Annotated in this window: 7 protein-coding genes; 6 read left to right on the top strand and 1 reads right to left on the bottom strand. The window is 69.3% G+C overall.

Going from position 1 to position 12000, the window contains the following annotated elements; all coding sequences use genetic code 11:
• Positions 1-216 precede the first annotated feature (216 nt).
• Positions 217-3771, bottom strand: a complete 3555-nt coding sequence (locus AOK23_RS21895; RefSeq protein WP_055714386.1) for a ThuA domain-containing protein — start codon at positions 3769-3771, stop codon at positions 217-219.
• A gap of 595 nt (positions 3772-4366) precedes the next feature.
• Between AOK23_RS21895 and AOK23_RS21890 the strand changes: the two genes are divergently transcribed.
• The 6 genes from AOK23_RS21890 to AOK23_RS21865 form a co-directional block, all read left to right on the top strand.
• Positions 4367-5887 (top strand): sugar ABC transporter ATP-binding protein, encoded by a 1521-nt coding sequence (locus tag AOK23_RS21890; RefSeq protein WP_055714385.1) that lies wholly within the window; start codon positions 4367-4369, stop codon positions 5885-5887.
• On the top strand, positions 5884-6855 hold the full coding sequence (locus tag AOK23_RS21885) for an ABC transporter permease (RefSeq protein WP_055714384.1): 972 nt from the start codon (positions 5884-5886) through the stop codon (positions 6853-6855). Before AOK23_RS21890 ends, AOK23_RS21885 begins: the two co-directional genes overlap by 4 nt.
• Position 6856: 1 nt before the next feature.
• Positions 6857-7828 carry an ABC transporter permease gene (locus tag AOK23_RS21880; RefSeq protein ID WP_055714383.1) on the top strand — a complete coding sequence of 324 codons (972 nt, stop codon included), beginning with the start codon at positions 6857-6859 and terminating at the stop codon, positions 7826-7828.
• 22 nt (positions 7829-7850) lie between these two features.
• Positions 7851-9023 (top strand): ABC transporter substrate-binding protein, encoded by a 1173-nt coding sequence (locus AOK23_RS21875; RefSeq protein ID WP_055714382.1) that lies wholly within the window; start codon positions 7851-7853, stop codon positions 9021-9023.
• Positions 9024-9027: 4 nt separating this feature from the next.
• Positions 9028-9906, top strand: coding sequence for a sugar phosphate isomerase/epimerase family protein (locus AOK23_RS21870; RefSeq protein ID WP_055714381.1), 879 nt, complete (start codon positions 9028-9030; stop codon positions 9904-9906).
• Positions 9907-10188: 282 nt separating this feature from the next.
• On the top strand, positions 10189-12000 hold a 1812-nt coding region (locus AOK23_RS21865), incomplete at its 3' end, for a right-handed parallel beta-helix repeat-containing protein (RefSeq protein WP_420823729.1).

The following is a 12000-nucleotide window of genomic DNA, read 5'->3' as shown; positions in this document are numbered from 1 at the left end:
GCCGGACTGCGCGCCCACGATGGGGGCGCTCTGCCCGGGCTCGATCGGTGCCGCCACCGCGGTGGCGCCGACGGCGACAAGCACCAGGGCCGCGCCCAGCGCGGACAGACGTCCGTACCGGCGGGGCCGAGGTATGCGAAACACCATGGCGGTTCCTCACCTGGTCGTAGGAAGGGATGCCCGGCGCGCAACCGCGCCGGGCATCCACCGGACGGGCTATACGGCGGTGAACCGCCACTGCTGGTTGGTGCCGCTGTGGCAGCTCCATTGCAGGAGTCGTGCGCCGTCGGCCGTCGAGCCGCCGTTGACGTCGACGCACAGTCCACTGGGGACGCTCTTCATCGTGTACACGCCCGCCGTGGCCGACGGGGTGACGAGGAACTTCTGCGGGTTGCCGTTGTTGCAGGTGGACTGCTGCAGGAACGCGCCCTGGGTGGTGGACCCGCCCGTGACGGCGAGGCACTTGTCGCTGTGCGCCGCCTTCAGATAGACGGCGCCGCCACCGGCGTCGACGGCCTGCCACTTCTGGTTGTTGCCGCCGGTGGCCGGCCACTGGACGATCTGGGCGCCGTCAGCGGTCGAGGCGTCGCCGACATCCATGAACTTGCCGCTGTGCTGCGCCGCGACCGTCCAGGTCCGACCGGCGACGCCACCACCGCCGCCGCTGCCCGGTTCGCCGACCCCGTTGCCGCCGAAGGTGAGCGAGTCGAGGTCGAACCAGTTGTTCGAGGTGCCCTTGAACACCAGGTAGAGCGGGTGCGAGCCGGAGAGATCGGCTGTGTTCACCGCCGACGTGGACTGGTAGGTGTTCCAGCCGCCGGTGCTGGGCACCGGTGTCGTGGCCAGGAGCGTGCCGGTCGGGGAGTCGGCGCGCAGTTCGATCGATCCGCCGCCGCTCGGCGACGACAGGCGGTAGCGCACGCTCGTGACGCCCGACAGGCTCATCGGTTTGAACGCGATCCAGTCGCCGTCGGAGATGTTGCCGACCCGCTTGCCGCTCTCCGCGCCGGCCTGCTCGACGATCTGCACGCCCGACTGGTCCGTGTAGAACTCGGCCTGCTTGTGCTTGGGCTGGAGGATCGCCTGGGCGTAGCCGGTGAGCGGGTTCGCACCGCCGGGGCCGCCGTCGTCGGTGTAGCGGGCGTTGAGGACGTAGTACAGGTTGGCGCCGTCGGGATGCCCGCCCAGCAGCGACGTGTCGATGGTGCCCGAGCACCCCGGATGGTCCGTGGTCTCGTGCTGGTGGTCGTCGTGGCCGAGGGCGGGGTTGACGAACACCTTGGCGCAGTCGACGGGCGCGCCGCCCGGGTCCGAGACGGACACCTTGTACGGGACGCGGTCGCCGAAGTCCAGCATGCCGCCGTTGGACGGAAGGGTGAGGGTGACGGTCGGTGCGCTGTTGCCCACGGTGATCGGCACGTTGGCGAAGGCTGTCTTGCCGGTGTTGTCGGTGACCTTGAGCTGGGCGGTGTAGTTGCCGTTGGCGGTGTAGGTGTGGGACGGGTTGGCCGCCGTGGACGTGGTGCCGTCGCCGAACGTCCAGTGGTAAGTGAGCGTGCTGCCGGGATCCGGGTCCGTGGACCCCGCGCTGCTGAACTGCACGTTCAGTGGCGCGTCCCCGTTGGTGGGCGTTCCGGTGGCTTTGGCGATCGGCGACCGTCCGCCGTGGTTGTAGTCGATGCGGTAGAGCCCCGAGTCGTTGTTGCCACCGGAGAAGTTGTTGCCCCATTCGAGCAGGTACAGCGAGCCGTCGGGCCCGAACTCCATGTCCATCGGCTTGAGGAACTTGGCGGCGGGCATGAAGGGGTTGGTCCGGGTGACCGCGGTCGCGGAGTCGAAGTGGACCTCCTTGACGGTGTGGCGCGACCACTCGTAGAAGAAGTGGACCCCGTCGTAGTAGGGCGGGAACTTCGTCTCGGACGGGTTCGCGGCGTCGTAGCGGTAGACCGGTCCGCCCATCGGCCCCGAGCCGCCGGAGCCGAGCTCGGGGAAGTTGGGTGAGACGCCGTAGCCGTACCACATGTTCGGCGCGACGATCGGCTTGAGGCTGGTCAGGCCGGTGTTGTTCGGCGAGTTGTTGACCGGCGCGTTGCAGTTGAACTTGGCGCCGACGACGCCGGTGCTCGGGTTGTAGGGCGCGTAGGCCTGGTTGTCGCCGTGGCAGAACGGCCAGCCGTAGTTGCCCGGGGCCTTGATGACATTGAGCTCGACGAGCCCTTCGGGGCCGCGGTTGGTCGTGGGGGGGTTCCGGTCCGGGCCGTAGTCGGCGAGGTAGACCCACCCGTTGTCCGGGTCGATCGAGAAGCGGAACGGGTTGCGGAAGCCCATCGCGTAGATCTCCGGCCGGGTCTGTGCCGTGCCCTGCGGGTAGAGGTTGCCGGCCGGGACGGTGTAGCCGCCGTCGGCCGACGGCCGGATGCGCAGGAGCTTGCCCCGCAGGTCGTTGGTGTTGCCGGCGGTGCGGGCGGCGTCGAGGTTGGCCTTGCCCTGCCGCCAGTCCAGCGGGGCGTAGCCCTGCCAGTTGGAGTCGAGGTTCGGTGGGACGTCGTCCCCGGTGCCGATGTAGAGGTTCTTGTCGGGGCCGAACTCGATGTAGCCGCCCGTGTGCCCGGGCTCGGCGAACGTGCGGTCACGGGTCGCGGGGATGTCGATGATCGTCACCTGGCTCGACATGTTCAGGGTGTCGCCGGTGAGCGTGAACCGGGAGACCCGGTTGATGTCGTTCGGGACTCCGGCCGGGGAGTGATACAGGTACACGTAGCCGTTGTCGGCGAAGTCGGGGTCGAGCGCCAGTCCGGTGAGGCCGTCCTCGCCGCCGGTGTAGACGCTGAGCGTGGCGGCTGTCACGGTCCTGTTGGTGGTCGGTTTGAAGATCTTCAGCTGCCCGCCCCGCTGGACGTAGAGCACCCGCCCGTCCGGGGCGACCGCGAGGGCCATCGGGTCCGCGGTGTTGTCGTCGAGGGTGCGCTTCTCGAAGTTGCTCCACACGGTGCCGCCGCAGTCGCCGGACTCGTTGCCGGCCGCCCACTTGACGCCCCCGAGGACGTGGTTGCGGAAATGGGTCTCGCTGTAGGCCGCGCTGGCGTGCCCCATGGCGGTGGCCCACACGCGGCCGCCGCCGGTGTTGCGGCACCAGGAGATGGGGTGGTCCGGCCCCATGGCGCGGGAGCCCGGGTTGTACGTACGCTCGTCCGCGGTGACCAGGACGTGGACGTCGCCGCGGGGGTTGCGGTCGAAGTTGTACCACTCCTCGCTGCGGTTCCAACGGTCCGGCAGGCCGGCCGTCGACGGGTGCTTCTTGTCCGCGACGACGGCGGTGCCGGCCAGCACTCCGGGGGAGTGCTCCGGCATGTGTGCGCCGCCGTTGATGGTCTGGTCCCACCACGGGTACTCGTTCTCGATGCCCATGTCCGTGGCGTTGTGGATCGAGACGATGCCCTTGCCGCTGGCGAGGTAGCCCTCCACCGCCTGACGTTGGGACGCCGTGGACCACACCATTCCCGAGGTCTGGAACATGATGAGCACGTCGAAGGTGGCGAGATTCGCCGGGGTGAAAACGCTTGAGTCCTCGCTGTGGACCAACTCGAAGTTGTTGGCCGCCGCCTGCTCCCGGAACATCGCCAGGCCGGCCGGGATCGAATCGTGCCGGTAGCCGGCCGTCTTCGTGAAGACCAGGGCTCTGAAGGCCGGCGCCGCTGACGCCGGTTGGGCGATGACGAGCGACAGGAGCACGCTCGCGATCGCCCCGAAGATTAATGTGATGCGACGCATGCCGTCTCCTATTCGGCGGAGCAACGATGGCATGACCACGGGCACGCGCCGGCCGCACCTCCGATGCGCCAGAGTGCCTGAGCGCGTCGGGGGCGCGCGTGTGCCGTCAGCTCGTCGTCCCGTCCGCCGTGACGGGCAGTCAAGTCCCTACGGAAGAGAAGGGGGGCGTCACACCGGATGCGACGGTCTCCCGTGGTCTGCCGGTCAGCATGCAGCGGGGTTTCGCAACAGTCAATATGGATGGGGTGCGGCTGATTCCATAACACATTTCGCGCATCATTCTTCGTGGTCCGGCAGTCTTCATGGTTCGGCGCGCGACTGTGGGCGGGGCGATTCGATAACAGATTTTGGCGTATCAATCGCTGTCGGCTGATCGCCGCTCCACATGGGGCAGTTGGCTCCGATGGTATTGCCAGGCGCTCATCGAGGCATTTACCCTCGGGGCCGCGATGTCGCCATTGCGTCCGGCGAAAGTTCGAGGCTATTCGACGATAGCTCGCGGGCGAGAGCTGTCATTTCATGCCCGGCTGTACCCGAACGATTCAGCTATCGGTGACTCATTCCTGCTGACGACGCGAATGTTGAGGGTCCCACGATGTCTGGCCTGCTGCCGTCGCCGCTGCTCGCTCTGCGAGACATCGGCAAGTCGTTCCTCGGCGTGCGGGTGCTCGACGGCGTCGACCTCCAGGTCCGGCCGGGCGAGGTGCACGCGGTCGTCGGCGAGAACGGCGCCGGCAAGTCCACGCTCATGAAGGTGGTGTCCGGCGTCCACCAGCCCGACGAGGGAACGGTCGAGTTCGCCGGCGCACCGCGGACGTTCCGCAGCCCGCGTGAGGCTCAGCAGGCCGGTATCGGCATCGTCCACCAGGAGTTGACCCTGCTGCCCGAGCGCACCGTCGCGGAGAACGTCTGGCTGGGACGCGAGCCCCTGCGCCGCGGGCTCGTCGACCGCAGAGCGATGCTCGGCCGCACCGCGGCGCTCCTCGCCTCGATCGGGGAAGGCTCGTTACCGCCCGACACGCGCGTGGGACGACTCGGCGTGGCGCAACAACAGGTGGTCGAGATCGTCAAGGCGCTCGCCCTCGACGCGCGGCTGCTCATCATGGACGAGCCCACCGCGGCTCTCGCCGACCACGAAGTCGACCAGCTCTACACGCTCGTACGGCGGCTCCAGGAGCACGGGATGGGCGTGCTGTACGTGTCGCACCGCCTCAAGGAGGTCTTCGACCTGTCCAGCCGGATCACCGTGCTCAAGGACGGCCGGGCGGTGGCCACCTTGGACACCGCGGACACCAGCGCCGACCGGCTGGTGCGCCACATGGTCGGCCGTGAGCTGTCGAGCTACTACCCCGACCGGGCGAAGCCACAGGAGCTGGGCCCGGTGCGACTGACCGTCCGGGGCGGAGGCAACCGGAAGCTGCGCGGCATCGACCTGCGGCTGCGCGCCGGCGAGGTGCTCGGCGTCGGCGGCCTGCAGGGCTCCGGCCGGTCGGCGTTGGCCCGCGCGCTGTTCGGCGCCGTCCCGTTCAGCACCGGCCAGGTGGCCGTCGACGGAGCCCCGGTCAGGCTGCGCTCGCCCCGCGCCGCGATGCGGGCCGGTATCGCCTACGTCTCCGAGGACCGCAAGGGCGAGGGGATCGTCGCCGAGCAGTCGGTGCTCGACAACGCGCTGTTGGCCGTCCGCGCCGTCCGCGCCGTCCGCCCTGGCCGGGTCGGCCGCGGTGCCCGGACCACGCGGGTCCGGGAGTTGCTCTCGGCCGTCGAGTTGCGCGCCGCACGGGAGGACCAGGAGATCCGTTTCCTGTCCGGGGGCAACCAGCAGAAGGTCGTGTTGGCCAGGTGGCTCGCGCTCGCCCCGAGGATCCTGCTCTTCGACGAGCCGACCCGGGGCATCGACGTGGGCGCCAGGTCGGCGATCCACGATCTCGTCCGCCGGCTGGCCCGCGACGGCGCCGCCGTGCTGATGGTCTCGTCCGAGCTGCCCGAACTGCTCGGCATGAGCGACCGGATCATCGTCATGCGCGACGGCCGGATCGCCGGTGAGTTGCCCGCCGGCGCGACGGAGGAGGATGTCGTCGCCCTGGCGGTCGGCACCGCGCGGGAGGCGGCCGGATGAGCGGCGCGCTGTCCCCGTCGGCCCGGCGGACCCCGCCCGGCGTGTTCGTCGCCCTGGTCCTCACCCTGGCGATCGGTTGGCTCGTCGTCACGGTCGACGGCGGCCGGCTGTTCAGCCTGCCGACGACGGTGAGCCTGCTGCACGTCGCCGCCGGTCTGGGCCTCGTCGCGGTCGGCCAGACGCTGGTCGTCGTCGGGGGCTCGCTGGACCTGTCCGTGGCGTACGTGGTCAGCCTGAGCACCCTCGTCGCCGCCGAGGCCATGGCCGGTGACGACGGTGCGCTGCTGCCGGCGATCGGCCTGACGCTCGCCGTCAGCGCCGCGATCGGCCTCGTCAACGGCCTGCTCGTCACCATGGCGCGGATCAACCCCTTCATCGCGACCGTCGGCGTCGGACTGCTGCTGAAGGGATACCTCGACAACGGATACGACGGCCCGGCCGGCAAGACCGCACCTGCCCTGGTGCAGGGCCTCGGGTACCAGCGCGTCGGCCCGGTGCCGCTGGCGTTCCTGCTGCTGCTCGCCGTCGCCGCCGCGGCCTGGTTCGTGCTCGCGCGCACCCGCTTCGGCCACCATCTGATCGCCGTGGGCGGTGACCCGGAGGTCGCCCGGCTCTCCGGCGTGCGGGGCAGCCGGGTCCTCGTCACCGCCCATGTGCTGTGCGCCCTCTGCGCCGGCCTCGCCGGGGTCTACCTCGCCAGTCGGCTCGGCGCCGGCGCACCCAGGGTGGGCACCGAGGGACTGTACGACCTGGAGTCGATCGCCGCGGTGGTGCTCGGCGGCACCGCCCTGGCCGGCGGGCGCGGCGGCGTCGTCGGCACGGTCGGCGGCGTGCTGCTGCTCGCGAGCATCGACGCCGTCTTCAACCAGCTAGAGGTCGACGTGTTCTTCAAGCAGGTGATCCGTGGCGTGATCATCATCGCGGCGGTCGCCGTCTATGCCCGCCGGACGATGCGAAAGGCGTCCTAGCATGCGGATCGCACGCCCACTGCGGCTCCCTGGGTTCCGCTCCGGCAGTCTCGCACCGATCGTCGTGATCCTTGCGGTCCTGCTGGTGCTGCTGAGCGCCCGCCAACCGGACTTCTTCTCGCCGCCGTCGCTGATGTCGTTCCTCGGCCGCTCCGCGCCGATCGTCCTGCTCGCCGCCGGCCAGTACTTCGTGATCGTCTCCGGCGAGTTGGACCTGTCCGTCGGCTCTCTGGTCACCGCGCAGGTGGTCATCGCCGCCCGGCTGATCGACGGCGATCCGTCGGCCGGCTGGCCTGTCGTCGTGCTCCTGCTCGCGTTCGGCATCGCCGTCGGCCTCGTCAACGGCCTCGTCACCACGTGGCTGCGGGTGCCGTCGTTCATCACGACCCTCGGGATGTTCCTGATCCTCGTCGGTGCCGTGTACCTGTGGTCCGACGGTGCCCCGAAGGGCGGCCTCTCCGATGAGTTCCGCCGGCTCGGTCGGTCGGCGTTCGAGGACGTGCCCGCGCTGGGGCGGATACCGTACGCCCTGGTCGTCCTGCTGGCGGCGGCCACTCTGGCGCTGGTGCTGACGCGTGCGGACTTCGGCCGCACCCTGGTCGCCGTCGGCGGCAACCCGCGGACCGCCGAGCTGAGCGGCGTGCGCGTGTGGCGCGCCAAGACCATGGCGTTCGTCCTCAGCGGACTCGCCGCCACGCTCGCGGCGGTCCTCATCGGCGGGTACAGCGGAGTGTCGTTCCAGGCCGGCGCCGGCCTGGAGTTCGGCGCGATCACCGCGGCGGTCCTCGGCGGTGTCGCCCTCGGCGGGGGCCGGGGTTCGGTCGTCGGCGCGATGCTGGGCGCGCTGACCCTCGAGACGCTCTTCACGCTCATGAACTTCTACGGCGTCTCCGGCGCCCTCGAACCGGCCGTCCAGGGCGCGATCATCCTGTTCGCCGTGGCGGCGGCGTCCTTCCGTGTCCCGTCCAGATGAAGGGGATCCAGTGAGGCATTCCATGACGGTGCTGGTCGTGAGCACCTTACTGGTGCTGGCCGGCTGCGCCACCGACGAGCCCACCACCGGCGCATCGAGTTCCCCCTCCGCGGGCACCGGGTCGGGCACCGGGAAGCAGTCGAAGTTCTTCGTGCGCGCCGACTACGACAAGCAGCTCGCGCTTCTGGACACCGCGCCCACCGGGCCCGCCGGCAAGCCCTGGGAGCAGGCGCTCAACCCGGCGATGGTGAAGACCGCGAAGTACAAGAAGCCCGGACCGCACAAGATCTGCTTCTCCAACGCCGGGCTGAACAACCCTTGGCGCCAGGTCGGCTTCAAGACCATGCAGGCCGAGGTCGACACACACCGCGACCGGATCTCCGAGTTCGTCCACGTCGATGCCGAAGGCAAGGACCAGAAGCAGATCGCCGACATCAACGACCTGCTCGGCAAGGGCTGCGACGCGCTCATCGTCTCGCCGAACACCACCGCGACGCTCACCCCGGCCGTGGAGGCCGCCTGCCAGAAGGGCCTGCCGGTCATCGTCTTCGACCGCGGCGTCGACACGACCTGCCCGGTGACGTTCATCAACCCGATCGGCGGCTACGGATTCGGCCATGTCGCGGCGGAGTTCGTCACCCAGAAGATGAAGCGGGGCGGCAAGGTGCTCGCGCTGCGCATCCTGCCCGGCGTCGACGTGCTGGAGACCCGTTGGTCCGCGGCGAAGGTCGCCTTCGACAAGGCGGGCGTCGACGTCGTCGGCGTCGAGTTCACCGACGGCGACCCGGCCAGGACGAAGAAGATCGTCAACGACTACATCCAGCGGTACGGCACGATCGACGGCGTCTGGATGGACGCCGGGGCGGTCGCGGGCGCGGCGGTCGAGGCGTTCGAGGACGCGGGAAAGCCCGTACCGCCGATCAACGGCGAGGACCAGCTCGACTTCCTGAAGCTGTGGAAGGAGAAGAAGCTCACGGCGATCGCCCCGACCTACCCGACCTACCAGTGGCGCACCCCGGTCATCGCCGCGCTGAAGATCCTCGACGGCGAGCAGGTGCCGAACCCGTGGAAGCTGCCACAGCCGACCATCACCCAGGACAACCTGGACGAGTACGTCGACCCCACCATGCCGCCGCTGCACTACGCGATGTGCGGCTGCACCGACCTGCCCGGCTACCCGAAGCGCTGGAAGTAGTTCGGTGTACACCATCGGTGTCAACCCGTGGGTCTGGGCCTCGCCGGTCGACGACGAGGCCCTGGCCGAACTGGTGCCGCGGATCGCCGCGTTCGGTTTCGACGCGGTCGAGCTGCCGATCGAGCAACCCGGCGACTGGGACCCGGCACGCACGCGGGACCTGCTGGCGGCGTACGGCCTGCGTGCGGCCGGCGTCTGTGCCGTCACCTCGCCCGGACGTGACCTCGTGAACGCCCCACCGGAGGCCGTCGCCTCCACCGTGGCGTACCTGAGGACGTGTGTGGACCATGCGGTGGCCGTCGGCGCGCCCTGCGTCGGCGGCCCGGTCTACGCCGCGGTGGGGCGGACCTGGCGGATGTCACCGGTGGAGCGCGCGGCCTGCTACGCGGACGTCCGCCGCGCCCTGGGGCCGGTGGCCGACTACGCGGGGGAGCGGGGCGTGAGCATCGGCGTGGAGGCCCTCAACCGCTATGAGACGAGCGTCGTCAACACGGTCGAGCAGGCGGTGGAGCTGATCGACGGCCTGCCCGCGAACGTCGGTCTCATGATCGACACCTATCACATGAACATCGAGGAGGCCGATCCCCACGAGGCGCTCGCCACGGCCGGTCCGCACATCAAGCACGTCCAGGTCAGCGGCACCGACCGCGGCGCCCCGGGCGCCGACCACTTCGACTGGCCACGCTTCCTCGCCGGCCTGGCCACGACCGGCTACCGCGACGCGGTGTGCATCGAGTCGTTCACCGCGCAGAACGAGGCCATCGCCACCGCCGCCTCGATCTGGCGACCGCTCGCCCCGACGCAGGACACCCTCGCCCGTGACGGGCTGTCCTACCTCCGAACCGTCCTCCACGGACTGGAAAACGCTCCCTCGACCGGGTGATGGGGGTGGCTCTGGTATCCGAAAGACGTCATACGTCGTATGCATCGGGAACCGCCATAAGGAGAAAACGTGTTCACAGCCCGCACGATACGAAGGCGGCTTCTCGCCGTAGCCGCCACAGTCGGTTTAGCCGCGACCGCGGTGACGGCGTTCCCCGCGCCCGCATCCGCAGCCGCACACACTGTGTACGTCTCGCCGTCCGGCACCGGCACTGACTGTTCCAGCGCGCAGCCGTGCTCGTTGACAGCCGCGCAGGCGGCGGTGCGATCGCTCAACGACGCCATGTCGGACGACATCGTGGTGCAGTTGGCAGACGGTGTGTACCGGCTGGCCCAACCCTTGCGGCTGACAGCGGAGGACTCCGGCTCGGGCGGCCACACGGTCGTGTGGCGGGCCGCCCCGTCGGCGCGTCCGGTGATCACAGGTGCCCGGGCGGTCACCGGCTGGTCGGTGGCCGACACAGCCAAGAACATCTGGAAGGCCGACGTGCCCGCCGGTCTCGACGCCCGGCAGCTCTATGTCGACGGCGCCGTCGCCACCCGGGCCCGCACGCAGGTGAACAGGGCCGACTTCACCGCCTCCAGCGCCGGAATGAGGTTCTCGGGCGGTGCGCTGAGCTATCTGAACAACCTGGCCGACCAGAGCCGGATCGAGGTGGAGAGCGTCAACTCCTTCACCGACCGGTACTCGCCGGTGCAGAGCATCAGCGGGAACTTCATCACGATGCAGCAACCGGCGTGGAACAACAACAACTTCGGCTACGACACCCTCATGCGGCCACACCGGGCCGGACCGTTCTACCTGTCCAACGCGTACGAGTTCCTGGACTCGCCCGGCGAGTGGTACCTCAACCCCACGGCCGGAACCCTGTACTACATCCCCCTGGCCGGGCAGAACATGAGCTCCGTCAGCGTGGAACTGCCAAGGCTTCAGTCGCTGGTGAACGTCGGCGGCACGTACAGCGAGCCGGCGCACCACCTCACGTTCAGCGGGATCACCTTCACCGGGACGAGCTGGCTGGGCCCCAGCAGCAACCAGGGCTACGCGGACCAGCAGACCGGCGCGTACATGGCCGGCGACTGGAGCTGGCCGAGCTTCGACTCCTGCCACAACGGCTGCACGCAGTTCGAGGCGGCCAGGCCGCACTGGCGGCAGATGCCGGCCGCCGTGCAGGTCTCCGCCGCCAACACCGTCACCTTCAGCGACTCCCGGTTCGTCAACCTGGGTCAGACGGCCATCGGTATCGGCAACGACGCCAACGCGCACACCAGCGGCGTCGGCCTGGGCGCCGGCAACATCACGGTGACCCGGTCGGAGATAGCCCGGAGCTCAGCCGGTGGCATCCTCGTGGGCGGCGTGCGCGCCGACGCCCACCACCCCAGCGACCAGCGCATGGTCAACCGGGACATCACGATCAGCAACAACCGCATCCACGACCTCGGCGCGGACCATCGGGGCATCGTCTCTGTCCTGAGCACGTACGTCACCAACAGCACCGTCGCCCAGAACGAGGTCTACAACATGCCGTACTCCGGCATGTCGATCGGGTTCGGCTGGGGTGCCAACGACGCGGGCGGCAGCAACCACTATGCCAACCGCGGCCTGTACAACTACCAGCCGCGCTACACGACGCCGACCACCGCGTCCAACAACCGGCTCGTCGGCAACTACATCCACGATGTCATGCAGCAGATGAACGACGGTGGCTGCATCTACACGCTCGGATGGAACCCGAGCGCGCTGATCAGCCGGAACCACTGCCTGCGGACCAACGGACACTTCGGGCTGTACTTCGACGAGGGCTCGAAGTACTACAAGGCCGACAACAATGTCTTCTCGAACACCGGTACGTGGGCGACAGCCAACTACTGGGGTGGCGAGAACATGGGGAACTGGACCGTCACCAACAACTGGTCGACCAACAGCAGTACGAACGTGACCAACGGGGACCGCGGCAACGTGGTGTCCGGCAATGTCACGGTCACCAATGGCAACTGGCCTTCCGGTGCCCAGGACGTGATGGCGTCCGCCGGACCGAAGGACACCACCCCGCCGCCGACAACGGCTCGGGAGATCGTGGGCGCGCAGTCCGGC

The organism is Streptomyces torulosus (genome assembly GCF_001419765.1).
In the GTDB taxonomy this organism is placed as follows: Bacteria; Actinomycetota; Actinomycetes; order Streptomycetales; family Streptomycetaceae; genus Streptomyces; species Streptomyces torulosus.
The sequence above is the reverse complement of the archived record's forward strand: the minus strand, read 5'-3'. Positions and strand labels throughout refer to the sequence as shown.

Bases quoted from the DNA above. Each gene is read 5' to 3' on its own strand.
- AOK23_RS21890 (WP_055714385.1), top strand. From the start codon at position 4,367: ATGTCTGGCCTGCTGCCGTCGCCGCTGCTCGCTCTGCGAGACATCGGC.
- AOK23_RS21885 (WP_055714384.1), top strand. From the start codon at position 5,884: ATGAGCGGCGCGCTGTCCCCGTCGGCCCGGCGGACCCCGCCCGGCGTG.
- AOK23_RS21895 (WP_055714386.1), bottom strand. From the start codon at position 3,771: ATGCGTCGCATCACATTAATCTTCGGGGCGATCGCGAGCGTGCTCCTG.
- AOK23_RS21875 (WP_055714382.1), top strand. From the start codon at position 7,851: ATGACGGTGCTGGTCGTGAGCACCTTACTGGTGCTGGCCGGCTGCGCC.
- AOK23_RS21880 (WP_055714383.1), top strand. From the start codon at position 6,857: ATGCGGATCGCACGCCCACTGCGGCTCCCTGGGTTCCGCTCCGGCAGT.